The sequence below is a fragment of the Thioclava sp. F28-4 genome, from assembly GCF_002020045.1.
GTDB lineage: Bacteria > Pseudomonadota > Alphaproteobacteria > Rhodobacterales > Rhodobacteraceae > Thioclava > Thioclava sediminum.
In genome coordinates this window covers 1009897-1032341 of sequence record NZ_MPZQ01000001.1, presented here as the reverse complement: position 1 = coordinate 1032341, position 22445 = coordinate 1009897, and the positions used below count along the sequence as shown (strand labels likewise).

Sequence of the window (22445 nt, the reverse complement as noted above, 5' to 3'; positions counted from 1 at the left end):
AACAGGCGCGCAAGCTTGTTGAAAGCTTCCATTTGAAATTGTCCCCGTTTGGCCCCCACAGGCCTGAATTTATTGATTTTCGGCGCGTTGACGTAACGTGCGTCTCATCCCTGTTTTCAATCAGGTGGATAAGTTCGTGGCTGTCAAATCACTAACGTTATTATCACCGATACGTGATACGGGCATTTCTCGCCAAGGCGGTATCTTCCCGGTCGGATCGCAGGGTTTCGCTGCGGTTAGCCCGGATGGCCCGATATCCTCTTTCTCGGTGACAAAACTCGCTTCAGTCGCTGGCCTGTTTATGCTCGCGGAAGATCGTGAAAACGCCGCTCGCGATGATGATCGCCGCGCCCACGACCGTTATCGCATCGGGGCTCTCACGCCAGATGAGCCAGCCAAAGAGCGTCGCCCAGAGCAAACCGGTGTAGTCCAGAGGCGCCACGACGACCGCAGGCGCGAAACGGAAGGCCTGCGTGATCATCGTCATCCCGGCGGTGCCGAATATCGCGAGCCCCGCGAAAAGCCAGAGATCCTCGGACCGCACCGGCACCCAGACGAATGGCACGATCAGCGCACTCAGCAGCGCGCCTGCGCCCGTCAGGTAGACAAGCAAAGTCCACACGCTCTCGCGGCTGTCCACCCAACGGGCGCTGAGCATCAGCAGGGCATAGACAAGTGCCGTCGCGACTGGCAGCAGCGACACCAGCTGAAACGTCGCGCCGCCCGGGCGGATGATCACGAGAACCCCGAGAAACCCGACCAGCACGGCGAGCCAGCGCCGCCAACCGACCTCTTCCCCGAGGAAAGAGGCTGAAATCACGGTGATGAAGAAGGGGGCGACGAAGATAAGCGCGGTCGCCTCTGCCAGACCGAGATGGATGAAGCTGGTGAAGAACATCATTGCGGCCCCAACCCAGAGCGCACCGCGCAGCAAATGCGCAAGCGGCCGGTGCGACCGCAAGGCTTTGGGGCCACCGAAGAGCAGCGCGATCACGATGGTGGCCGGCAGGGCGATCACGTTGCGCAGGAATAGGATCTGCAGGGGGGAATAGCCGGCGGTCAGTGCTTTCGCGAAGGCGTCATTGGCGCTCAGACAGGCCACGCCCACGCACATCAGGAAGATGCCCTGCGTGTAAGGTCTCGGCGCGTTGGAAACCGCAGAGCTCATCGTTGCCTCCCTGATTGGACCAGCCCTACGAGGAGGGGTCAAACGAGCCAGACCTACACTGTCGGAGGGAGCGCGGAAAGCGCGACATGGTTCTTTGGAGTTCGCCTGCGAGATTAGTCGCCCCTTTCTCAGAGCTTCAGCTTGTATCCGACATGGGTCGGTTCAAATCCGAGACGGTCATAGAAGCGATGCGCGTCCGGACGGGCCTTGTCCGTGGTGAGCTGAACCAGCGAACACCCGCGCGCCCGGCATTCGCTGATCGCCCGGGCAAACATCGCTTCCCCAAGCTTGCCGCCCCGATAATCGCGCGCGATCCGCACCGCCTCGATCTGTCCGCGCCAGGCGCCCTGTCTGGCGAGGCCGGGCAGGAAGCTGAGCTGCAATGTTCCGCCGACCGCTCCCTTGCGCTCGGCAACGACCAGCAGCTGATTGGGGTCGCTTTCGATTGCGGAAAAGGCCGCGTGGTAGGCCTTTGGCAGCGGGTCGCGCAAATCCTCGCGCGTGGCCCCCAGCGGATCGTCAGCGAGCATTTCGACGATCTCGAACAGATCGGTCTCGCGAGCCGGGCGAATGGTCAGCGGTGTATCGATCATGGTCTTGCCCTCCTTCAAGCGCGGCAGATCCGAGCGCGACCGTCCCCACCCGAACCCTGTCACACCTGTCCGGCCACCGTGACGGTCGCGCCGAGGTAGCTGATCGAGGCGGCCAGTGCGGCCACCCAGCGCAGATGGTTCCAGCGGGTCCAGTCGCGCGTGTAACTGGCCCAATAGGCATGTGCGTCGGGGCTTCGGTGCTCCATGCGGTCAAGGCGCTGATTCATTGGCACGTTCTTGCGGGCGGTGACCGCCACGACACCGACGATGTAGAACCCGGCGGCAGCGGCGAGCCAGAGCGCCACGTCAGGCCCCGTAAGGAATATCCCGACGACGGCGAGCAGGATCGAGACGAAGGCCAGCCCGAGCAGGAGCGTGGCGAATAGCGACCGATAGACCTCACGGTTTATCATCTGCATCGCTTCGATCCCGGCTGCGGGTTCGGCCCGTCCAAGCGCGCGCATCACGAAATCGGAGAAGGAGAGAAACACACCTGCGACGAGGCCTGTGGCAAGCGTTGCGGCGACGAGGCTGATTTCGAAGAGTTGTTGTATCATCGGGGTGTCTCCTTTTGGAGCGTTCGGTTGGAGGTGCCGGCGGCGCTGTGAATGTGGCAGCGAGCGATGAAAATCAGCCTTTTGGATGCCCTGCACGGCAGACTTTCCCGGTCATATCGATCACGCCCGGAAGGGCCCCACCGCCGCGGCAGGTTCAGCGCGCGGGCTGCGCCGCCGAGAGGCCGGGTGCCCGCTGCCAAAGGCGGCGGCGGAACGCGGCGAGGCAGAGCGCGGCGAGGATCAGTTCCACGACGAGGGCACCGATCACGTTGCCCGAGGGCATCCCGTCCGCGACCAGCCCGACCAGCCGTCCGACCGGAAAGGCGATGAAGACCGTCAGGGCCGCCGCGATCGCGATGGGCAGGGCTGCCTGCCGCCAGATGCCGAGCAGCATCAGAAGACCGAACCCCGCGAGCCCGGCGCCGGGCGCGCGCAGTTCGCTCAGCAGGTTGGCGTCGTCGCCCAACGTGATGCCGTAGCTGGCGTAGAAGGCGTGCGGCACGAACAGGATGGACGCGCCGATGGTGAACGCGGTGAGGCCGGAGAGGCCGAGCGCGATCTTCTCGAACAGGGTGGGGCTCATGTCATTTTCCTTTCGTGGGGCGGTATCAGGCAGCGCTTGTCCAGGCGCCGGTTCGGGCGGCGGCCCGGGCGAAATCTGCAAAGTCGCGGGGCGCACGGCCGAGCGCGCGCATAACGCCGTCCGCGGTGTGGGCGTTGCGCCCGTCCAGCGTTTCGCGCGCGATGGCCGTGAAGACGTCGGCGACGAAGGTGCCGCCAGCCTGCGCGACGGCCTCGTGGAATGCCTCGAAGCTGAACGGGATGTGCCGGATCTCGCGCCCGGTGGCCCGCGAAAGCTCGCCCGCCATGTCGGCAAATGTCATCAGCCGCGGTCCCGTCACCTCGTCGAGTTCGCCCTTATGGCCGTCTTCGGTCAGCGCGGCGACGACGACTTCGGCAATGTCGTCGATGTCGATGATGGGCTCGGCGACATTGCCGCCGGGCATCGGAAGAACGCCGGAGAGGACCGGGTCGCGAAGGTAGCCCTCGGAGAAGTTCTGCGCGAACCAGGCGGCCCGGACGATCGTGAAGTCGATGCCGGACTTGCGCACCACCTCTTCGCCCAGCCGGGCGTGGTGTTCGCCGCGACCGGAGAGCAACGCGAGGTGTTCGACGCCAACGTCGCGGGCCGTCTCACAGAGGGACTCGAGCTTTTCCACCGCTCCGGGGAAAGCAAGGTCAGGAAAGTAGGTGACGTAGGCTGCGCGCGCTCCGCGCAGGGCTGGCGCCCAGGTCTCCGGCGCGTCCCAGTCGAAGGGCGTTGCAGAGCTGCGCGAGCCGCGGCGCACGGGAAGGCCCCGCGCTTCGAGGCGGTTGGCGACACGGCGGCCGGTCTTGCCGGTGGCGCCGATGACGAGAATCTCCCGGTCTTGCATGGGCTGTCTCCCTGGCTTCGGTTTCGATAACCAAGGGATATGCGCAGGGAGGCAGCGCGGTCTTGACCGGTGAGGCCATCCTTTTGACCGCCGTCGCCAACGCGCCCGTCAGCGGTGGGTCATATCCTTGCGGTAGCTCGCCGGCGTCGTGCCGACCCAGCGCTTGAACGCGCGGGTAAAGGCGCTCTGCTCGGAGAACCCGGTGAGGAACGCGATTTCAGCCAGGGAATGGCTCTCGTCGCGCAACAGCCCCTCGGCGAGGTCGCGGCGGGTTTCTTCGGTGAGCCTCTGAAAGTTCACCCCGTGCTCGGAGAGGCGCCGGTGAAACGACCGCGCACTCAGCCCGAGACTACCAGCGATCTCGGACATTTTGGGTGCGCCCTCGCTGAGGGCTTGGGCAATTGCGGTTTTCGCCTGCAAGACGAGCGCGGGCTCTTGCGTGATCTCGGCCATTTCCGCGTCGAGATGCTTTGTTAGATATTTCGAAATACCCTCGTCGCCGAGAATATTGGGCCGGGCCAGCGTCTCGTTGTCATAGAGGATCGCGTCGAGATCGGCCCCGAAGCGCACCGGACAGCCGAACCAGTCCTCGTGTGCGGTAATCGAGCGCGGGGCGGGATGCCGGACAAGCACTTCCACGGGCGCGAGGGGCACTGGTGAGACCTGCCTTGCGATGGACACGGCGCTCGCAAGGGTCGCCTCGTTCGACAGCCGCATCCCGAGGCGCCGCTCGCCTTCACGGTGCAGGATGAAGAGGGTGCCCCCGGCCTCCGGCCGCAGCTCGTATTCGACGACGCTGGTCCAGAGGCGCGCATAGCGTTCGACCCGCGCGTAGGACGCCCCGAGCGTCGTTGCGGCCTTGAAGGCCAGTCCAAGCGCACCGTATTCATCAAGCCGCATCGAGGCGCCCGTGCGCAGCGGAAGATCCGTCACGTCGATCTGATCGGCGATTTTCTCGAGCATGTCGTAGTAACGCTCGGCGGAAACCATCCGCCCGGCGTTCCAGGGATCGTCAGGAGCAATCCCGACGCTGCCCAGCATCGCGGCAGCGTCAACGCCACCGCCCGCTGCGGCAACGATCTTGCGTGCGAAGAGAGACGTCACATACCCCATGCCCCGTATCCTACGGTGCGCGTGGTGAGCCGCCAAGCTCACGTTGGCCCCGAGCGCGCGGCGGGCAGGGTGGCCTCTTTTCGCCGGCCCTTCCATCCAACAAGAGCGTGCAAGGTCCCGGCCCAATCCGGACCTTCGTTGCTGAAGCTGATGTCGCGATGCGGCTTCGCCTGAGCCCACATTCTCGCCTTTGGCTTTGAGGCTCGAATTCATGCAGCGTAAGACGACCCACCTTGGAGAGATGTGAGCGTCTTATATCGCTACATCGAGCCGCAGCTGGTCGATGTCCTTCTTGGGAGGATTTCCGAACAGCCGGGAGTATTCCCGGCTGAACTGCGAGGGGCTTTCATAGCCAACCTGGAAGGCCGCGCTGGCTGCATCGAGATGGTCGTTGAGCATCAATTGGCGCGCCTCGTTCAGACGGAGCCATTTCTGGTATTTGAGCGGGCTCATCGTGGTGAGCTCGCGGAAATGCTGGTGAAAGGTCGAACTGCTCATCTGCGCGCGGGCCGCAAGGTCGTCCACCCGGAGGGGCTCGGCATAGTTGAGCTTCATCCAGTTGAGCAGGGCGAGAATGCGTTGGTTCGGGCTGCCGGCGGCGACGAAGGACCACAGACGGTCGCCCTGATCGCTGCGCAGGAGCCGGAAGTGGATTTCCTGCCGGATCAGTGGCGCAAGAACGGGGAGGGCCTCGGGGTCGTCCAGAAGCGCCACGAGCCGCTCCAGCGGGGCGAGAAGGTCAGAGGTCATGGTGCCCACCGCGACACTGCTGCGCTCCTTTGCGTGAGAGGGCGGTGGCGTCACGTTGCGCGCGACCATCTCGGCCAGCATCCGCTGATCGAGCTTCAGGACCAGCCCGAGGCAGGGCCGTTCTTCGCTCGCCTCGATGATCTGCGTCTGCCCGGGGATTTCCAGCGAAGTGATCAGAAAGCCGGACGGGTCGTATCGATGCGGTGCGCCGCCCACGAACATCTGTTTGGCCCCTTGCGCCACGACCAGAAGCGCGGGTTCGACCAGGCAGACATCCGGCTCGGTCGGGCGCGTGCGCCGGAAGAAGCTCAGATCGGGGAGAGGGGTCGAGACATCTTCCGAACCCTCGGCCCATTTCGCGATCATCGCGGCGAGGGCGTCGTGCGAGTGTCCATATCGGATGGTCTGCTCATTCATCGGCATCATGCCCCGTCTGCAGCTCGGAGCCGCCCGCAGGCGGCTCCGAGCATTTTATCACAGGTTCTCGGTGAAGAAGCTGGTGAATTTGTCGAAGGGGATCTTGTCGACCTGATCGTAGAGATCGGTGTGGTTCGCATCTTCGACGATGAACAGCTCTTTCGGTTCGGCCGCGGCGGCGTAAGCCGTCTCGCTAAAATAGAGCGAATGCGCCTTGTCGCCGTGAACGAACAGGCTCGGACGCGGCGAAATCTCGTCGATATAGGTCAGGAGCGGCATGTTCATGAACGACAGGGGCGTCGTCAGCGTCCAGGACGCGTTCGAGTTGACCGACCGGGGGTGGAAGCCGCGCTCTTCGGACTTGTAGTAGCCGGCGTATTCCACGACGAATTGCGGCTCGCCGCCCTGAAGTTCGAGCGAGACCGGGCCATAGGCCGGAGCGCCGTTTTCCGCGTCGACCCAGCGCTGCTGACCGAGCGCCTCGAGAGTTTCCGCGCGCTGCTCGGGCGTGTTGCTGTCGAAGTAGCCTTTGGCCATCATCCGGCTGATGTCATACATCGTGGTGACCGCCACGGCCTTGACCCGCTTGTCCACCGCGGCTGCGTTCAGGCCCATACCGCCGAAGCCGCAAATCCCGAGGATGCCGATGCGCTCGCGATCGACCGACTCCAGCAGACCGAGATAGTCGACGGCGGCGCTGAAATCCTCGGTGTTGATGTCGGGCGAGGCGACATTGCGCGGGCTGCCGCCGCTTTCCCCGGTGAAGGACGGGTCGAATGCCAGGGTCACGAAGCCACGCTCGGCGAGCGTCTGCGCGTGGAAGCCGGAGGATTGCTCTTTCACGGCGCCGAACGGGCCACTGATCGCGATTGCGGCGAAGGGGCCGTCGCCCTTGGGAGCGTAGAGATCGCCCGCCAGCGTGATGCCGTAGCGGTTGGTGAAGGTGACCTTGCTGTGGTCGACCTTGTCGCTTTTCGGGAAGGTTTTGTCCCAGTCTTGCGTGAGTTCCATCATGTGTCCTTTCGAGATCGACGCGCCAATCTGCTTGGCGGCGTTGCACTCGAAATAAGTCCCGAAGGCCGGAGACAGGTATATCATTCCGGGGGTATTCTTGCCTGATCCTCCGAAAACGCACTTTCTTTCGCCTCTCTGGTTGCGAGGTGTCGTTTCAGGATGCCGATCCCATCGGAACGGCGCTATCGCGCTTTCTGCCCAAGGCACTCTCGACCCGAAAACTCCCGCTGCGAATGGTCCAGAGTCCTCAGGCACAGCACGGGTTTCATCGGTCTCAGCTCGTTTCCCGAATTTACAAATCGAAGTTTTCAAGAAACTGCCCTAAATACGCCAAAAGCATCGGCGAAGAGTTGCAAGATGTGGTCAGGAGGCGAGACATGGATAATCTGCGTAAGATCGAGGACCTATTGCAACGTCTGAACCGGGTCTGCGATTGGACATTCGCGTTGGGCCTGCATGTTCGCTTTGCTAGTCCGACCCTTAGCTATCTCACCTACCCAAAAGAGTGGGTCGATTACTACACTGAAAAAGAGCTCGTTTTTGTGGATCCGACCGTCCGCTGGGCGATCTCCAATCAGGGCATTTGTGACTGGGAAGATCTCGCCGACGGTGACCAGAGTGACGTGTTCGGCGCCGCCGCGCGTTTCGGATTGCGCTTCGGAAAAGTCATTGCGCTTGGGGAGTTGGATCGCTCGCTCGGTTTCTTTGCCCATGCGTCTCGTCCGATCACGCAGGAGGAGATCGAGCAGGCTCAAACATTGATGCAGGAGCTTCACGATGTGACCCGCGATGCGCTGGACATGTCCGAGGAGGAGCTTGAGAAAGTGCGTCAAATTATCGTGCCAGCGTAGCTGGTCGTTTGAAGGCCGGGCGCACTACGGTCGGGGCGCGTCGCCCGTCTCGAGCCCGGCGCGGCTATCGTTCTCGTCTCGGTCTGGGCGGGGCAGCGTGCGAACCGTCCGCGCGTTGCCAATAGCTTCCGTGCCCGACCTCTCGTCGGCTTTCACCCCGGCATATCGGCTGACGATCCTCGCAGAGACTGCGTTCCCCCTCAGGTTGCTGCTCCGGCGGCGGTGAGGCTGACGGCGCGCAAGTGCTGGCAGGGTGAAAGATCCGCGAAGGGAAAGCGATACCTCAACCGGAAATGGGGTCGGGCGCGACTGCGTTCTCGACAGGGCCGCTCCCTTCGCTCGCAATTGCTTCACGCAAAGGGGAACGGGCGCGACTTCAATGTCGATGCGGAACACGTATCTTTATAAGTGGTCTGGGGGCAGGCGAGCGACCGTCAAATCGAAGTCACCGGGCCGGGAGCCCGCAAGGAATATCAGGAGGTCCCCAATGACGAGCAGGAAGTTTACTAGCGCACTCTCAGGCACCGTTCTCGCTGTGCTGCTCAGTTCGACCGCGGCATCGGCAGGCTTTTTCTCGAGCTTTTCGCAGCCTCGCCAAATCCCCGCGAACGCTCAATTTCAGGATGGCACTTGGACCGGGTCTCCGGTCCGCCAGTATTACGGCTATGTGCAGGTGCAAGCCCATGTGAAAAATGGGAAAATCGCCTCCATCGACATCCTGAGATCGCCGACGGATCGCAGGACGAGCCGCTATATCAACAGCAAGGCGCTGCCGATGCTCGAGCGCGAGATCGTCATGGCGCAGAATACCAACGTCTCTTACATTTCCGGCGCAACGCTCACCAGCCAGGCGTTCCTGAATTCGGCAAATGATGCGCTGCTGAAATCGCTGAAATAGTCCGGCCATGACCGTCGAGACGCGGATCATCATGGGAATGCCGATCACGCTCGACATCCCGAATTCCGAGGGCGCAGACATTCACGAAAGGGTGTTCGACGTCTTCAATGACGCGGATAAACGCTTCAGCCCCTTCCGCCCTGACAGCGAAGTTTCGCGCTTCAATTCGGGCGAGATCGATGAGCCCGCACTCAGTTCCCAGATGCGCGACGTCCTGAAGATCGCGCATGACATGCAAGAGATCACGGACGGGTATTTCGACATTAGGTGCGAGGATGGAACCATCGATCCCTCCGGTGTCGTGAAAGGATGGGCGATCCTCGGCGCGGCCCGACTGCTCGAGAGAGACGGGTTCGGGAATTTCTGCATCGATGCGGGCGGAGACATTCAAGTCGGCGGGCGCGATGCGCGCGACCGCGAGTGGTCGATCGGTATTCGCAATCCCTTCGATCCGCGCCAGATCGTCAAGGCGATCGCGCCAAGGGGGCAGGGCGTGGCGACGTCGGGCAACTATGTCCGTGGCGATCATATCTATGACCCGCATGACCGAACCAGCCGCATCGAAGGCCCCGTCAGCATCACCGTGATCGGGCATGACGTTCTCGTCGCGGACCTACACGCCACGGCGGCCTTCGCGATGGGCGACAAGGGCATCTACTACATCGAAACCCTCGATGGCGTCGAAGCCTACCAAATCCACCAGGATGGAACGGCCGTGCAAACGACCGGTTTCAAGGAGTTTGTCTTCTCATGATGAAACTGATCAGGCGTTCGCTGAATGGCGTCACGATGTATCGATTGATGGTCTATTACCTCGGGATCCTGTTTCTGGGCGGGATCGCGGTCGGCATGATGGGTGCGGCCTTCCTCGACCCTGTCGGGCTTGTCGTGTCGCTCGTGCTGTCTGTCGCGAGCGCCTGGGTGACAAACCGGCTTTTCAGCTTTTTTCTGAAGCTGCCGACGAACGCGGAATCCGTTCATATCACGGCCTTGATCCTCGCGCTCATCATGCCGCCGGCGGATTTCGCCGATCCGATGACACTGGCTGCGATCGTGCTCGCATCGGTCGCCGCAATCGCGTCGAAATTCATCCTGACGATCGGGCATAAGCATATCTTCAACCCGGTGGCGATCGGTGCGGTCGTCGCGGGGCTAGCGCTCAACACCCCGGCCTTGTGGTGGGTCGGGGGCACGCCGCAGCTGTTGCCTCTGGTGATCCTCGGAGGGCTGCTCGTCGCCTACAAGATCGAACGCCTTGGCATGATCGCGGTCTACATCCTGTCCAACCTTGCCGCCGTTCTGCTGACGACGCCGCCGGACATGATGGGAATGGCGCTGCAACAGACGCTCCTCTACTCGCCGCTGTTCTTCGCGGGTTTCGCGATGCTGACAGAGCCGCTGACGGCTGCGCATGGTCGCTGGTCGCGGCATGTCTACGCCGCCATTGTCGGGGTTCTGTCTTCCTCGAATATCCATATCGGGACGATGTACTTCTCCCCCGAAATGGCCTTCCTCGTGGCGAATATCTACGCATGGGCCGCCAGCCCCAAGGGTCGGTTCAAGATGAAGCTGGTCGGTGTCGAAGAGATCGCCGCGAATTGCTACGAATTCGTCTTTCAGTCGGATCGCGCCCTGAAATTCCGGGCGGGTCAGTATCTCGATTGGACGCTGGGGCTGTCGGGGTCGGACAAGCGCGGCAACCGCCGGCCCTTCACCATCGCCTCCGCGCCCGGGGCCTCGGCCGTGCGGGTTGGCGTCAAGTTCAACCCTCATGGCAGCGCGTTCAAGCGGGGGCTTTTGCGGATGCAGGAAGGCGACACGATTTACGGCTCGCAAATCGCGGGCACATTCGTCCTGCCACGGCAGCGCGAGAAGAAGCTTCTGTTCATCGCAGGCGGGATCGGCATTACCCCGTTTCGCAGCATGATCGCCGACCTCCTCGAACGCGGTGAGAAACGCGATATCGTTCTGGTCTATGCGAACAGGTCAGCCGACGAGATCGCCTATCGAGAGCTGCTGACGCGCGCGCGCAACGAGTTGGGGATGAAGGTGGTCTACGCGGTGTCCGGAGAACCCGGCTCCGCCATATATGACGATGTGACGCTGGTGCAGGGCCGGATGGACGAGACGAACTTGCGCGAATGCGTTCCCGATCTGGACGAACGGCGCGTCTATGTTTCCGGTGCGAGCACCATGGTTTCCGGGTTTCTGAAGATGCTGCGTAAATGTGGGGTCCGTCGCAGATGGATTCACACCGACGCCTTTGCCGGGCTGTGACGGCGGCGGCCTCGTTCTGGAGTGTATGCCGCGCGGTCTTGAAACCCTCGATGAGAGCGGGATGAGCCGGCGGATGCCGGATCTTCTGGTGCAGGCCGGAAGGTCACGGGGACGAGCCTGCGCCCCGGTCCATCAGCCCCATGTCGATGGCTCAAGCTGGAAGAGTATCGACAGCTGTTCATAGACCGCAGGTTCGGCGTGTTTCAGCTCTGCCGGTCGCTCGAAGAAGGCCTCGACCAGAACCGCGAAGAACTCCTCCGGCCCCTCGGCGCCATAGGCGTCGATCACGGTGTGCCGCCCGTGTCTGACGTGCTGAACATGACGCTCGTAGGCCTCGGCGAATGGCATTGCCCAGCCCGCGAAGCTCTGCTCTTTGCTCAGCACCGGAATGCCGTCCGTGTGACCTGAAAGATCGTCGAGTTGGTGGGCGAACTCATGCAGGACGACGTTGTGGCCGTCATGATCGTTGGAGGCGCCCCACCGGGTGTGCTTCCAAGACAGAACGACCGGGCCGCGCGCCCAGCTCTCCCCGGTCCGGATGGTTTCGCGTTCCGTCAGAACATAGCCGCTGCGCTGAGCTTGTCTGGACTTGAAGGCCCCGGGATAGATCAGGATGGTGCGAAGGTGATCGTACCAGCTGTCTGAATTCACGACGAGAAGACAGGCTTGGGCGGCGATGGAGAGCCGCATTTCCTCGGTCACTTCCAAGCCATTGCAGCCAAGGAATTCGACCTGATCCAGAAACAGGCTGATCTTGCCGTCGAGCCGCGCTTGCAGGTCGCCCGGCAGTCTTCGGATCAGCGGAACCTGCTGCTTCACGATGCGACGCTGACGCTCCGGCAGCGCGGTCGTCAGCAGTTGGGCTCGCTTGTGCCGCTTGAGCCAGACGAACGCTCCAAAGGCGCCTGCGACAATGACCATGAGGATCAAGAATATCGGCATTACCGCTGTCCAATCTGGGCTGGTGTATCTGATGGCGTAGATAGTCGCTGAGAACAATGCAACCGGCGCTCTCGTTGCGTCTCTTCATCAGGACGCTGGGCGCCAGAGCTTTCGCGACGGGCAGTGGACGCCCGCTTTTCTGAAACGCCACTGCTTTAATCCGGCAGAGATGTCGCAGCGGACTTGTTGTGCTTGGCGACCGTGCCTAACTGTCCAACAGGTATGAGGCAGAGACCTCATGCGATGGAGATTTTATGCAAGAGCCCCGGGCATAAGCCCGTTCCCGATCAAGTGATACGGGAACGCCAGAACCAAAAGAACACTCACGCGCAACGCTGAGTGCCTCTGTTTCTGCACTCTCATAAAATCGAGACCAATCCCTTGAATATCTCAAAGCACGAACAGCGTGTTTTGCATGAACTCGCCCTTGGCGGAGCAATCCACCATGAAAGAGGCGAGGGCGGCAAGATACGCGCCATCACCTGTTACACGCGCGACGGTTACGTCCTTTCGGACTGCACGCTCGACGTGTTTATGCGCCTGAGAAAACGGCGCTTCATCCGCTCGCAGAACGGCCAGCCTTATCGCGTATCGCGGCAAGGCATCAAAGCCGTGCGCGCACAGCTCAATCAACGATGACAAACCGGAGGAGCATGATCATGCGAACTTCAATCCCCTATGGCGGTCGACGTGCCCATGAAAGGGATCAGGGCGCTCTACGGGCGCATCGGCGACTGGCTCGGCTGATTGTCGGTCGGGCTTGTCGGGCCGTTCGGCTTGGGTGCCGTGATCTTTGGGCGTCGCGCGCGAATCGACTAGGATTTGCATGAAGAGGGGGAGAGACCGATGGGCTTGCGACAGAAGAGAAAAGAACTGGTCGGACTGGTCGGCGCAATCGGCGTGGTGATCGCGATTGCCGGATTTGTCGGCGGCTACCTGAGCCCCGGCGCCACCATCGTCTGGACCTTGGGGGTCTGGATCATCGGCACGATGCTGGTCCGTGTGTTCACCGATCCCCCCGGACCCGGCAAACGAAAGCCATGACCTATCACCGCTACGGCGGGGCCGAGCAGCTGCGGCTTGCGGACCTGCCGGTGCCCGAGCCGGGCAAGGGCCAGCTTCGGCTCCGGGTAAGTGCCTGCGCGGTGAACCTGTCGGATTGGGAATATCTCACGGGTGCGCCGTTCTACGCGCGAATGGTCGGCGGGTATTGGCGGCCGAAGCAACCGGTGCTGGGCTCGGATGTCGTGGGGATCGTCGACAAGCTCGGTCCCGACACCCCCGGCTTCGCGATCGGCGACCGGGTCATGGGGGACGTCGTCATGACCCGAGGCGGCTTCGCCGAATATGTCTGCGTGCCCTCTGAACTGATGGTGAAGGTGCCCGAGAGCCTGTCCGACGCGGTCGCCGCCTGTCTGCCACAGGCGGGCGGCATCGCCGTCGCCGGAACCGAAAATGTCACGGCAGGGGACAGGCTGCTGATCAACGGGGCCGGGGGCGGTTCGGGCACGATGGCGCTGCAACTGGCGAAGCAGGCGGGGGCCTTCGTGAGCGCTGTCGACAATGGCGGCAAGGTCGACTGGCTGCGCGCGCTCGGTGCCGACGAGGTGATCGACTATCGCGCGCAGGACTTCGCCGAGACCGGGGCCACCTGGGATCGCATCCTCGACATGGTGGCGACGCGCGGGCCACGCCGTATCGCGAAGGCGCTCGCGCCGGGCGGCATCTACCGGGCGGTCGGCGGCGAGGTGCGCGTGCTCTTGTCGCTCCTGCTCGGTGGGGCGATCTACCGGTGGCGGCGCAAATCGATCGGAATGCTGATGGTGCCCTCGGGGCGCGAACTGACCGCACGCGTGGCGGCGCTGGCAGAGGCGGGGCGGATCGCGCCGCATCTCGAGGCGGAGCTGCCGCTGGTCGAGCTGCCGGAGGCACTGGCGCGCACCGGTCATGGCGAGGTCAGGGGCAAGATCGTGATCCGCCCATCCTGATCCTAGGGGATGTCGATCCTCACGATCCCGGTCTTCTGCCCGGTCTCGACATAGCGGAAGGCCTCGACGATCTCATCCAGCCGATAGCGCCGGTCGAAGACGCCCCGGAAGCGCCCCTCGGCCATCAGCCCGGCGAGGCGTCGCACGAAGCCGGGGGCATTCTCGGGAAAGGGGAGCCGCACGCGCTTGCTGCCGGTAAGCGCGCACCAGCCGGAGAGGAACAGGTGCGACCAGCCGGGGCCCAGATCGGTCGCCGTAAATATGCCTTCGGGTGTCAGTAGCGGGCGGCAGGCGCGCCACGAGGTCTTGCCCACCGCGTCCATGACGAGGTCGAAGCGCTCGCCGATCGCGGTGAAATCCTCGGTCTCGTAATTCACCACCCTGTCGGCCCCCAGGCTCTGGGCCAATTCGAGGTGACGGGTTCCGACGACCGCCGTGACATGCGCTCCGCGCACCTTGGCAAGTTGAACCGCCGCCGAGCCGATGGCGCCGGAGGCACCGTAGATCAGGCAGCGGGCGCTCTCGGACAGGAGGCTGGTGGTCGCGTCGGCATACCAGGCGCCTTCGCCCACCACTGCCTCGTCGAAGGCGAGATCGCCCGGGATCCGCGCCAGCGGTCCATCGGCGGGCAGGCAGAGATATTGGGCATGGGCGCCGAACCGCTCGGGCGACAGGCCGAAGACCCGCTCCCCGGGCCGGAATGCGCTCACGCCATCGCCCAGGGCCTCGACCACGCCGGCGAAATCCATCCCGAGCGTGGGCATCTTCGGCCGCAAGAGCCCCGTCATCGCCCGCGCGAAGAAGGGATGGCCGCGCAGCGTGGCCGTGTCGGTCCGGCTCACGGTTCCGGCATGCACGCGCACCCGGATTTCACCCGGTGCGGGCGCCGGGATGGGGACCTCGTCCAGCCAAAGCGTGTCAGGCGCCCCATAGCGGTCGCAAAGCACTGCAGTCATCGTTTCCGCTTCGGTCATTTTTCCAGACTATCAGCCGAACGAGGTCCGGCAAGTGACGCTGAACAAGACGGGTTTCGGAACGTGACGGATTTCGGCGCGCGGCTCTTCAGGACGTCGCCGCACTCAGCGGCAGCTGCAAGCTGACCTCGAGGCCGGAGTCGCGACCGCTCGGCGGCGATGTCAGCGAGAGCGGGCTTCCGATCCGCTCCGCGATGACGGCGACGATGGCGAGGCCCAATCCGCTGCCGTCATTCGTGCTGCCGGCGCGCTCGAACCGCGCGGTCAGGCGCGCGAGCGTCTCCTGCGGAATGACCGGTCCGGCATTCGTAACGGTGAAAACGCCTTTCGCAGTCAGGCGCACCGTGACCGGTTCGTCCTGCGCCCCATGCTTCAGCGCGTTCTCGATCAGGTTTCGGCACAGGATACCGAAAGCGTCGGGATCGAGATCCGAGATGACAGGCGTCTCCGGCAGCTCCAGAGCGATACGCCCGGGATCGAAGCCGCGCGCGAGGTCTTCGACGATCAAGCGGGCGGCGACGCGCAGGTCCGAGCTGCGCTCCAGCCGCAAAGGCCCGCCTTCCGCGCGGGCGAGTTGCAGCAGACGTTCCGAGAGCCGCGTGAGCCTTTTCAGCGTCGCCTCGATATCGGTGGCGCGTGTCTTCGCGACCGGGTCGGTGGTTTCCGCGCTCAGCCGCTGTGTCTGCGCGATGGCGCCCGCAAGGGGCGTGCGCAATTCATGCGCGGCGTTGGAGGCGAAGCTTCGCTCGGCCTCGAACCCTTCGCGCAACCGCCCGAGAAGATTGTTGAGCGTGGCGGCGACCGGAGAAATTTCGGTCTGCAGATCGTCGGTCGGAATGGGGGTGAGATCGCGGGCGTTGCGCGCCTCTAGACTGGTGCGGAACCGCCGCATCGGCCCGAGATTGGTCCGCACCGCCAGCACGACCGCCGCAAAGGCGAGCGGGATCACGATCAGCAGAGGCAGACCAAGGCCAAGCTCCACCTCTCGCGCGACCTTCGCACGATGCGCGAGCGGTTCCGCGACGGTGATCCGGATCGTGTCCTGAAGGGCGGCATCGCTATAGAGCCGGTGGGTGGCCGTCTGGCTGAATCCCCGGCCGTCATAGGCGGGGAAGACGGACGGATCGGCCGCATGGGACTGCAGAAGAATGTGCCCCTCCGCGTCCCGCACGATATAGGTGAAGAATTCCTCGTGGTTACGCAGCCTTGCAAGGCGCTGTGTCGTGTTGTTGCCGTCGCGGTTCACGATGTCCATGACCGCGAGGGGCAGGATCCTCTGCGCCGTTTCCTGAAGCGTGGAGTCGAAGACCTCGCTCATCTCCTTGCGCACGATCAGCGCGGTGACGGTCGCCGCAGCAATCCACATCAGCGCCAGAACGACCCCGAGCGAAAGCCCCAGACGGGCCTGAAGGCTTCGCGGCAATCTCATGCCTTGCCCAGCCTGTACCCGAGGCCGCGTTCGGTCTCGATCACATGGGCACCGAGTTTCTTGCGCAGGCGGCTGACATGGACCTCGATCGTGTTGCTCTCCACCTCCGCATCGAAGGCGTAGAGCTTCTCTTCGAGCTGGGCTTTGGACAGCAATTGGCCGGGACGGGAGAGGAACGCCTCGAACAGGGCCCATTCGCGCGCCGTCAGCTGCACGGGCTTGCCGTCGCGCAGGATGCTGCGCGCGGCGAGGTCGATCTCGAGCCCGGCATGGCTCACGATGGGGTTCGGATTGCCGCTGTAGCGCCGCGCGACCGACCCGATGCGGGCAGAGAGTTCGGCGAGGTCGAAGGGCTTCACCAGATAGTCGTCGGCGCCCGCGTTCAGCCCCTCGATCCGGTCCGAGACCTGATCGAGCGCTGTCATGATGATCACAGGGGTCACATCGCCCCGGCTGCGCAGCGACTTCAGAAAGCCGATGCCGCGGCCATCGGGAAGCATGAGATCGAGCAGGACAAGATCATAGCCGGTGCTGCGGACCGACGCGCCCGCCTCGTCGAGACGCGTGACCCAGTCCACCGAGTGGCCATCGCTCGCGATCTGATCGCGCACCGCGGTGCCCAGAATAGTGTCGTCCTCGATCAGCAGGATGCGCATGTTGGTCCCATCTCTTATCCGTTGCCCAGTCTTTACCTGCCCGGCTGACACCAAGCTGACGTTGGGCGCGATGCGGCTTCAGGTTCCCGTCAGATTGATCGCCCATGAAAGGTGCAGAGTTGGCCGCGAACAGGAGTTTGGCCCATGAAGAAGACAGTGACAATTCTCGCCTTTCTCGCGGTACTTCCGGCTGGAATGGCTCTGGCCGATGACGACTGTTTCGTGCCGATGGCGGATTGGCAGCCGCGCGATGCCGTGGCCCAACTCGCCGAAGAGAACGGCTGGACGGTGCGCCGCATCAAGATCGATGACGGCTGCTACGAGATCGACGGCACCGACGCGCAGGGCCGCCAGCTCGAAGTGACGGTTCATCCTTCGACGCTCCAGATTCTTAAGGTCGAATATGAGGGCGACGAACATGGTCGGTCCCGCGAAGATCGTGAAGGAGACACACATGACTGACGCAGCATTTCACGACACGACGAATTCCGGCGGTAGCTCCGGGGGCAGGGTGCGGGTCTGGGATCCGCTGGTGCGGATTTTCCACTGGGGCCTCGTCGCGGCTTTCGCCACGGCTTGGTTCACGGCCGACGAATTGCAGCCGGTGCATGAGATCGCAGGCTATACCGTCGCCGGGCTGGTCGCGTTCCGGCTGGTCTGGGGGCTCGTGGGCGGGCGCTATGCCCGGTTCACCCAGTTCCTCAGAGGGCCCGGGCAGACGCTGTCCTATCTTGGCGACATGCTGCGCGGCAAAGAGCGTCGCTATCTCGGCCACAACCCTGCGGGGGCTTTGATGATCGTGGCGCTGCTGATCTCGCTGTCGGGCACCGCCTTTACCGGCTGGCTGATGGCGGAACCCACGCGCGTGGCGATGCTTCCCGCGCTGCCGCAGATCGTGACACCGGCCTTCGCGGACGAGGATGGCGAATACGGTGAATATGGCGAGGGCGGAGAAGGCGAAGGCAACGAGGCGCTGGAAGAGCTGCACGAGGTTCTCGCTAATCTGGTCCTGCTGCTTGTGGCGCTGCATGTCGCAGGTGTGGTTCTGGCCTCCTTCCGCCATCGCGAAAACCTCGCGCGGTCGATGCTGACCGGCGACAAGCGTGGGCCTGAGCACGGCGATATCGCCTGACCGTTCCCGATCACATCGCCAAGGCCGTTTGTCCCGCGGCCTCACCTGGCCCCGCCCTCACAAGGCGGGGCCTTTTTCCTGACGCGAAGCTGAAGCGGAAACTCTCCGCCCGTCAGGAAGCGCTCAGGTCCGCTGCCCAGATTGTCGCTAGCAGATGAAAAAGGAGACCCTGCCATGCGAAAGATCCTGACCGCACTTCCCCTCATCGCCCTGCTGCCTGCGGGGATGGCTCTGGCCGACGACGACTATGAAAAATCTTCGCGCGGCGAAGGAATGTCCCGCGACGCGGTGATGCAGATCGCGCGCGAGAACGGCTGGACTGTCCACGAAATCGAGATGGAAGACGGCCGATATGAGATCGAGGGCCGCGACCGCGACGGGCGGAAAATCGAAGCCAAGCTCGATCCGGCGACGCTGCGCCTCATCACGTCGGACTATGACGACGATGACGAGGACGACGATGATGACGACTACGGCGCATCGGCGCGCAACCCGGCCCCCGCCGGCACGGTAGCCCCGCCGAAAAACGGCCTCTTCGGTGACGGCGCTCCGCCCAAGGTTCAGGTGAACTGAGCCGCCGCCGCATTCCTCCCCAAAACAAGGATTCCCGAAATGAAGTCTCTACTTGCAACATTGGCGCTGAGCACGGCTCTGACCATTCCCGCGCTCGCATCCGCACAGCCCGTCACGCTCAAGACCACGCTGAACAACTATGGCGGCGACGGCGCTTATCTCGCGCTCTATGTCACCGACCCGTCGGGCGCCTATGCGGGCAGCCTCTGGATGGCGGGCGGCAAGTCCAAATATTACGAGCATCTCAGCGACTGGTATCGCGCGACCGGGGGCGACCCGGCGCAGATCAACGGTATCACCGGCGCAAGCGTCGGCGCGGGCCGGACGCTCGAGATCACGCTCGATCTTGCGGATGCGCTCTTCGATGCCGGCTACACGCTGCATATCGACGCCGCGGTCGAGGACATGCGCGACAGCCCCAACGAGGTCGCCGTGCCGCTGACGACCGAGGGCGCGGGCACGCCGGTTCCGGGGCGTCGCTACGTCGCCGATTTCACCTACGACATGTGAGGTGACAGGCCATGATCCGCGCGTTTCATCGCTGGCCGGGGCTGATCGCCCTGGCGCTTGTCACGGTGCTGGCGCTCAGCGGCGCGGTGCTCGCGGTCTTTCCGGTTGCGGAGCGGATCGCAGCACCGCAGGCGGGGGCGGAGCTCAGCGTCGCGACCCTCGCCGAGCGCATCCAGACGATCTATCCGGGTCTCGAACAGATCCGGCGCGCACCCTCGGGGCAGATCACGGCCTATTGGTTCGAAGCCGGACAGCCCGGCGCGGCGGTGATCGATCCCACCACGGGCCGAGGCGTCGCATCGGCTGATCCGAATGCCTTTCAGCGTTGGCTGACCAACCTTCACCGCTCCCTCTTCCTCGGCGATCCCGGCCGCGTCGCGAGCGCGCTCGGCTCCGTCGCGATGCTGGTGCTCTCGGTCTCCGGCATCCTGCTCGTGGCGCGGCGGGTTGGCGGCTGGCGGAACTGGTTCTCGCGTTTGCGCGGGCCGCTCGCCGGACGGCTCCACGTCGAGATCGCGCGCGTCGCGGTGGTCGGCCTGCTTCTCTCCTCCGCCACGTCTTTGTGGATGACAGCCTCGACCTTCGAGCTGATCCCCGATGGTGGGCCTTCGCTCGGCATCCCCGCCGAGGTGAGCGGTCAAACAGACACGCCACTTGCCGGTCTTGCGATGCTGGGCGACACGCCGGTCACGGAACTGCGGAGCCTGAGCTTCCCCTATGACGGCGATGCCACCGATGTTTTCACCCTGAAGACCGATCGCGGCACCGGCTATCTCGATCAGGGCACCGGCGCGGTGCTCGCCTGGGCGGACCTGACCGCATGGCAACGCATCTCGGAAACCATCTACATGCTGCATACGGGGCAGGGCGCCGCGCTGCTTGGCGCGGTGCTGGGTCTCATGGCGCTGGGCGTGCCGGTGATGGGTCTCACTGGCCTGACGATCTGGCTGGCGGGGCGCCGCGGACGCCCGCGCATCCGGGCCAACCAACCAGCCGCGCGCGCGGAGACGATCCTCCTTGTCGGCAGCGAAAGCGGCAGCACCTGGGGTTTTGCCGCGACCCTGCACGACGCGCTCCGGGCTGCGGGCCAGAGTGTTCACATCGCGCCGATGTCGTCCTTCGCGCCCGAGCGCTACGCCCGGGCCGATCGGATCATCGTGCTCGCGGCCACTTATGGCGACGGGGCGGAGCCCAGTTCCGCGAAAGGCTTCCAGACGAAACTCGACGCCTGCTCCGATGTGCTGGATATCCCGATTGCCGTGCTCGGTTTCGGGGACCGGAGTTTCCCTGCCTATTGCGCCTACGCCCAGACGATTGCCGACACCGTGGACGCGAAGGGGTGGCCGGTTCTTCTGCCCTATGACACGATCGACCGGCAGTCGCCGCAGGCCTTCGCGCGCTGGGGGCAGGCGCTGGGTGCGGTGCTCGGGATCGCGCTCGAACTGCACCACCAACCGACGCCCCCTGCCACGACCGAACTCACGCTCCAGTCGCGGCGCGATTACGGGGCGGACGTGCAGGCGCCGACGTCGATCCTGCGCTTTTCGCTGCCGCGCGCCACGTTTTGGCAGCGGCTGACGGGGGCGGGTTTCACGCGGTTTGCCGCAGGAGACCTGATCGGAATCTTGCCCGAAGGGTCGCCGACGCCGCGCCTCTATTCGCTCGCGTCGTCACGCCGCGACGGGTTTCTGGAGATCGTCGTCAAGAAGCACCCCGGCGGGTTGTGTTCGGGTCAGCTGACGGCGCTCGAACCCGGCGAGAGCGTCCGCGCCTTCGTCCGACGCAACCCCGCCTTCCGGCCGGACCGTTCGCGCGCGCCGCTGATCCTGATCGGCGCGGGCACGGGGATCGGCCCTCTGGTGGGTTTCGTGCGCGAAAACGAGCAACGGCGCCCGATCCACCTCTTCTTCGGGATGCGCGATCCGCAAAGCGATTTCCTCTATGCGCAGGAGATGGGCGACTGGAAGGACGAGGGCCGTCTGTCGCGGCTCGTGACCTCGGTCTCGCGCGGTCAGCGACCGCGCTATGTTCAGGATGCGATGCGCGCCGATGCCCCCGAACTTGTCCGGCTCGTGCAAAGCGGCGCGCGGATCATGGTGTGCGGCGGGCGGGACATGGCGGCGGGTGTCGCCGATGCCCTGCATGACATCCTCGCGGCTTCGGGCCTTAGTGCGACGAAACTGAAAATGGAGGGCCGTTATGTCGAAGACATCTTCTGATCTGCTGCGCCACGCCTTGCACGGTCCAACGATGGGCACCCGCTGGACCGCCCTGTTCTTCGCACCGCCCGAGCGCGATCCCGCGCCGATCCAAGCCGCGCTTCAGGCCGCGGTTGCGGAGGTGGATGCGCAGATGTCCACTTGGAAACCCGACAGCGACCTGATGCGGCTCAATGCGGCTGCGGAAGGCGAATGGTTGAAGGTGCCCGGGCGTTTGGCCGAAGTGCTTCGTCTCGGGCTCGAGATCGGCAAAGCCTCGGGCGGCGCGTTCGATATCGGGCTCGGAGATGCGGTCACGGCTTGGGGCTTCGGTCCCGACGATGCGACACCCGAGGCGATCCGCGCCGCGATGAGCGTGCCGCGGGAGCCCGCATATCAATGGCTCGAGCTCGACCATGACCGGGTACGCAAGAGCGGACCCGTGGTGCTGGACCTGAACGGGATCGCGAAAGGCTACGGCGTGGACCGCCTTGCCGAGACGCTGGCCGCGCAGGGGATCGAGGCCGGTCTCGTCGGGATCGACGGCGAAATGCGGGCCATGGGGCTCAGGCCCGATGGCAGCCCGTGGACGATCGCGGTCGAGAGCCCCGATCCGCTGCGTCGCACCCCGCATTCGATCCTCGCGCTCGAGAATGCGTCCGTCGCGACCTCCGGCGATTATCGGCACTGGATCGACCTCGGCGCGCGCAGGCTCTCGCACACGATGGATCGCGCGCGCGGCGCGCCCTTGCTGGCATCGCCCGCCTCCGTGACGGTGGTCGCGCGCAGTTGCGCCGAGGCGGACGGCTGGGCCACGGCGCTCATGGTGCTTGGCCCGGAGAAGGGATTGGAGGTTGCGAGGAAACGCGGCCTCGACGCCCTGTTCCTGATGCGCGAGGACGACGGGAGCGTGAAGAGCCTTGGAACGGGCGATCTATTTCCCGAGAGCGTCGCGGCGGCGGTCTAGGC

25 protein-coding genes are annotated in these 22445 nt (G+C 64.2%); 13 read left to right on the top strand and 12 right to left on the bottom strand.

The genetic code is table 11. The annotated features are described in order from the left end of the window. Positions 1-283: 283 nt before the first annotated feature. The 8 genes from BMI87_RS04710 to BMI87_RS04675 form a co-directional block, all read right to left on the bottom strand. Positions 284-1168 (bottom strand): DMT family transporter, encoded by an 885-nt coding sequence (locus BMI87_RS04710; RefSeq protein ID WP_078519972.1) that lies wholly within the window; start codon positions 1166-1168, stop codon positions 284-286. Between the two features lie 128 nt (positions 1169-1296). Continuing rightward, entirely contained in the window at positions 1297-1761 is a 465-nt protein-coding gene (locus tag BMI87_RS04705) for a GNAT family N-acetyltransferase (protein WP_078519971.1), read from the bottom strand. Between the two features lie 59 nt (positions 1762-1820). Beyond that, positions 1821-2318 carry a DUF1772 domain-containing protein gene (locus BMI87_RS04700; protein ID WP_078519970.1) on the bottom strand — a complete coding sequence of 166 codons (498 nt, stop codon included), beginning with the start codon at positions 2316-2318 and terminating at the stop codon, positions 1821-1823. A 154-nt stretch (positions 2319-2472) separates the two neighbouring features. Continuing rightward, positions 2473-2901 (bottom strand): DUF4345 domain-containing protein, encoded by a 429-nt coding sequence (locus tag BMI87_RS04695; RefSeq protein ID WP_078519969.1) that lies wholly within the window; start codon positions 2899-2901, stop codon positions 2473-2475. A gap of 25 nt (positions 2902-2926) precedes the next feature. Next, positions 2927-3754, bottom strand: a complete 828-nt coding sequence (locus BMI87_RS04690) for an NAD(P)H-binding protein (protein WP_078519968.1) — start codon at positions 3752-3754, stop codon at positions 2927-2929. A gap of 108 nt (positions 3755-3862) precedes the next feature. Continuing rightward, positions 3863-4867 carry an AraC family transcriptional regulator gene (locus BMI87_RS04685; protein ID WP_078519967.1) on the bottom strand — a complete coding sequence of 335 codons (1005 nt, stop codon included), beginning with the start codon at positions 4865-4867 and terminating at the stop codon, positions 3863-3865. Positions 4868-5119: 252 nt separating this feature from the next. Continuing rightward, the gene (locus tag BMI87_RS04680) at positions 5120-6034 is read right to left on the bottom strand and encodes an AraC family transcriptional regulator (protein ID WP_146681500.1); all 915 of its coding nucleotides are present in this window, start codon (positions 6032-6034) and stop codon (positions 5120-5122) included. Positions 6035-6091: 57 nt separating this feature from the next. Then, a complete protein-coding gene (locus tag BMI87_RS04675) occupies positions 6092-7132 on the bottom strand; it encodes an alpha/beta hydrolase (RefSeq protein WP_210402452.1) in 1041 nt (346 codons plus the stop codon). Positions 7133-7425: 293 nt separating this feature from the next. On the opposite strand from BMI87_RS04675, the gene BMI87_RS04670 reads away from it, so the two are divergent. From BMI87_RS04670 to BMI87_RS04655, 4 genes are all read left to right on the top strand, one after another. Continuing rightward, a complete protein-coding gene (locus tag BMI87_RS04670) occupies positions 7426-7899 on the top strand; it encodes an autoinducer binding domain-containing protein (protein WP_168175159.1) in 474 nt (157 codons plus the stop codon). 487 nt (positions 7900-8386) lie between these two features. Beyond that, on the top strand, positions 8387-8797 hold the full coding sequence (locus BMI87_RS04665) for an FMN-binding protein (RefSeq protein WP_158522096.1): 411 nt from the start codon (positions 8387-8389) through the stop codon (positions 8795-8797). Between the two features lie 7 nt (positions 8798-8804). Continuing rightward, positions 8805-9551 (top strand): FAD:protein FMN transferase, encoded by a 747-nt coding sequence (locus BMI87_RS04660; protein WP_078519964.1) that lies wholly within the window; start codon positions 8805-8807, stop codon positions 9549-9551. Then, positions 9548-11074, top strand: coding sequence for a ferredoxin--NADP reductase (locus tag BMI87_RS04655; protein ID WP_078519963.1), 1527 nt, complete (start codon positions 9548-9550; stop codon positions 11072-11074). Before BMI87_RS04660 ends, BMI87_RS04655 begins: the two co-directional genes overlap by 4 nt. A gap of 132 nt (positions 11075-11206) precedes the next feature. On the opposite strand, the gene BMI87_RS04650 is transcribed toward BMI87_RS04655, so the two are convergent. Beyond that, on the bottom strand, positions 11207-12016 hold the full coding sequence (locus BMI87_RS04650) for a zinc-dependent peptidase (RefSeq protein ID WP_078519962.1): 810 nt from the start codon (positions 12014-12016) through the stop codon (positions 11207-11209). Between the two features lie 381 nt (positions 12017-12397). Between BMI87_RS04650 and BMI87_RS04645 the strand changes: the two genes are divergently transcribed. From BMI87_RS04645 to BMI87_RS04635, 3 genes are all read left to right on the top strand, one after another. Continuing rightward, a complete protein-coding gene (locus BMI87_RS04645; protein WP_078519961.1) occupies positions 12398-12655 on the top strand; it encodes a YjhX family toxin in 258 nt (85 codons plus the stop codon). Between the two features lie 207 nt (positions 12656-12862). Next, positions 12863-13060: a hypothetical protein gene (locus tag BMI87_RS04640; protein WP_078519960.1), complete on the top strand. Its 198-nt coding sequence runs from the start codon at positions 12863-12865 to the stop codon at positions 13058-13060. Beyond that, positions 13057-14004, top strand: coding sequence for an NAD(P)-dependent alcohol dehydrogenase (locus BMI87_RS04635; protein WP_078519959.1), 948 nt, complete (start codon positions 13057-13059; stop codon positions 14002-14004). The genes BMI87_RS04640 and BMI87_RS04635 overlap by 4 nt, the downstream gene beginning before the upstream one ends. A gap of 2 nt (positions 14005-14006) precedes the next feature. On the opposite strand, the gene BMI87_RS04630 is transcribed toward BMI87_RS04635, so the two are convergent. The 3 genes from BMI87_RS04630 to BMI87_RS04620 all read right to left on the bottom strand — a co-directional run bounded on the left by BMI87_RS04630 (position 14007) and on the right by BMI87_RS04620 (position 17063). After that, positions 14007-14960 (bottom strand): NAD(P)-dependent alcohol dehydrogenase, encoded by a 954-nt coding sequence (locus tag BMI87_RS04630; protein WP_078520044.1) that lies wholly within the window; start codon positions 14958-14960, stop codon positions 14007-14009. Positions 14961-15066: 106 nt separating this feature from the next. Next, complete coding sequence (locus tag BMI87_RS04625) at positions 15067-16407, bottom strand: ATP-binding protein (RefSeq protein ID WP_078519958.1); 1341 nt, start codon at positions 16405-16407, stop codon at positions 15067-15069. Then, entirely contained in the window at positions 16404-17063 is a 660-nt protein-coding gene (locus BMI87_RS04620) for a response regulator transcription factor (protein ID WP_078519957.1), read from the bottom strand. The genes BMI87_RS04625 and BMI87_RS04620 overlap by 4 nt, the downstream gene beginning before the upstream one ends. 144 nt (positions 17064-17207) lie before the next feature. On the opposite strand from BMI87_RS04620, the gene BMI87_RS04615 reads away from it, so the two are divergent. The 6 genes from BMI87_RS04615 to BMI87_RS04590 all read left to right on the top strand — a co-directional run bounded on the left by BMI87_RS04615 (position 17208) and on the right by BMI87_RS04590 (position 22443). Further along, complete coding sequence (locus BMI87_RS04615; RefSeq protein ID WP_078519956.1) at positions 17208-17525, top strand: PepSY domain-containing protein; 318 nt, start codon at positions 17208-17210, stop codon at positions 17523-17525. Next, on the top strand, positions 17518-18195 hold the full coding sequence (locus BMI87_RS04610; protein WP_078519955.1) for a cytochrome b/b6 domain-containing protein: 678 nt from the start codon (positions 17518-17520) through the stop codon (positions 18193-18195). Before BMI87_RS04615 ends, BMI87_RS04610 begins: the two co-directional genes overlap by 8 nt. Before the next feature lie 174 nt (positions 18196-18369). Next, positions 18370-18768: a PepSY domain-containing protein gene (locus BMI87_RS04605; RefSeq protein WP_078519954.1), complete on the top strand. Its 399-nt coding sequence runs from the start codon at positions 18370-18372 to the stop codon at positions 18766-18768. 39 nt (positions 18769-18807) lie between these two features. Next, positions 18808-19278 (top strand): DUF2271 domain-containing protein, encoded by a 471-nt coding sequence (locus tag BMI87_RS04600; RefSeq protein WP_078519953.1) that lies wholly within the window; start codon positions 18808-18810, stop codon positions 19276-19278. A gap of 11 nt (positions 19279-19289) precedes the next feature. After that, entirely contained in the window at positions 19290-21497 is a 2208-nt protein-coding gene (locus tag BMI87_RS04595) for a PepSY domain-containing protein (RefSeq protein WP_078519952.1), read from the top strand. Beyond that, positions 21478-22443 carry an FAD:protein FMN transferase gene (locus BMI87_RS04590; RefSeq protein WP_078519951.1) on the top strand — a complete coding sequence of 322 codons (966 nt, stop codon included), beginning with the start codon at positions 21478-21480 and terminating at the stop codon, positions 22441-22443. Before BMI87_RS04595 ends, BMI87_RS04590 begins: the two co-directional genes overlap by 20 nt. Positions 22444-22445: the final 2 nt, after the last annotated feature.

Coding starts and splice junctions, on each gene's coding strand:
- BMI87_RS04610 (WP_078519955.1), top strand. CDS start 17,518: ATGACTGACGCAGCATTTCACGACACGACGAATTCCGGCGGTAGCTCC.
- BMI87_RS04670 (WP_168175159.1), top strand. CDS start 7,426: ATGGATAATCTGCGTAAGATCGAGGACCTATTGCAACGTCTGAACCGG.
- BMI87_RS04655 (WP_078519963.1), top strand. CDS start 9,548: ATGATGAAACTGATCAGGCGTTCGCTGAATGGCGTCACGATGTATCGA.
- BMI87_RS04615 (WP_078519956.1), top strand. CDS start 17,208: ATGAAGAAGACAGTGACAATTCTCGCCTTTCTCGCGGTACTTCCGGCT.
- BMI87_RS04680 (WP_146681500.1), bottom strand. CDS start 6,034: ATGAATGAGCAGACCATCCGATATGGACACTCGCACGACGCCCTCGCC.
- BMI87_RS04665 (WP_158522096.1), top strand. CDS start 8,387: ATGACGAGCAGGAAGTTTACTAGCGCACTCTCAGGCACCGTTCTCGCT.
- BMI87_RS04640 (WP_078519960.1), top strand. CDS start 12,863: ATGGGCTTGCGACAGAAGAGAAAAGAACTGGTCGGACTGGTCGGCGCA.
- BMI87_RS04700 (WP_078519970.1), bottom strand. CDS start 2,318: ATGATACAACAACTCTTCGAAATCAGCCTCGTCGCCGCAACGCTTGCC.
- BMI87_RS04675 (WP_210402452.1), bottom strand. CDS start 7,132: ATGATATACCTGTCTCCGGCCTTCGGGACTTATTTCGAGTGCAACGCC.
- BMI87_RS04650 (WP_078519962.1), bottom strand. CDS start 12,016: ATGCCGATATTCTTGATCCTCATGGTCATTGTCGCAGGCGCCTTTGGA.
- BMI87_RS04590 (WP_078519951.1), top strand. CDS start 21,478: ATGTCGAAGACATCTTCTGATCTGCTGCGCCACGCCTTGCACGGTCCA.
- BMI87_RS04625 (WP_078519958.1), bottom strand. CDS start 16,407: ATGAGATTGCCGCGAAGCCTTCAGGCCCGTCTGGGGCTTTCGCTCGGG.
- BMI87_RS04685 (WP_078519967.1), bottom strand. CDS start 4,867: ATGGGGTATGTGACGTCTCTCTTCGCACGCAAGATCGTTGCCGCAGCG.
- BMI87_RS04635 (WP_078519959.1), top strand. CDS start 13,057: ATGACCTATCACCGCTACGGCGGGGCCGAGCAGCTGCGGCTTGCGGAC.
- BMI87_RS04695 (WP_078519969.1), bottom strand. CDS start 2,901: ATGAGCCCCACCCTGTTCGAGAAGATCGCGCTCGGCCTCTCCGGCCTC.
- BMI87_RS04605 (WP_078519954.1), top strand. CDS start 18,370: ATGCGAAAGATCCTGACCGCACTTCCCCTCATCGCCCTGCTGCCTGCG.
- BMI87_RS04710 (WP_078519972.1), bottom strand. CDS start 1,168: ATGAGCTCTGCGGTTTCCAACGCGCCGAGACCTTACACGCAGGGCATC.
- BMI87_RS04595 (WP_078519952.1), top strand. CDS start 19,290: ATGATCCGCGCGTTTCATCGCTGGCCGGGGCTGATCGCCCTGGCGCTT.
- BMI87_RS04690 (WP_078519968.1), bottom strand. CDS start 3,754: ATGCAAGACCGGGAGATTCTCGTCATCGGCGCCACCGGCAAGACCGGC.
- BMI87_RS04705 (WP_078519971.1), bottom strand. CDS start 1,761: ATGATCGATACACCGCTGACCATTCGCCCGGCTCGCGAGACCGATCTG.
- BMI87_RS04660 (WP_078519964.1), top strand. CDS start 8,805: ATGACCGTCGAGACGCGGATCATCATGGGAATGCCGATCACGCTCGAC.
- BMI87_RS04600 (WP_078519953.1), top strand. CDS start 18,808: ATGAAGTCTCTACTTGCAACATTGGCGCTGAGCACGGCTCTGACCATT.
- BMI87_RS04630 (WP_078520044.1), bottom strand. CDS start 14,960: ATGACTGCAGTGCTTTGCGACCGCTATGGGGCGCCTGACACGCTTTGG.
- BMI87_RS04620 (WP_078519957.1), bottom strand. CDS start 17,063: ATGCGCATCCTGCTGATCGAGGACGACACTATTCTGGGCACCGCGGTG.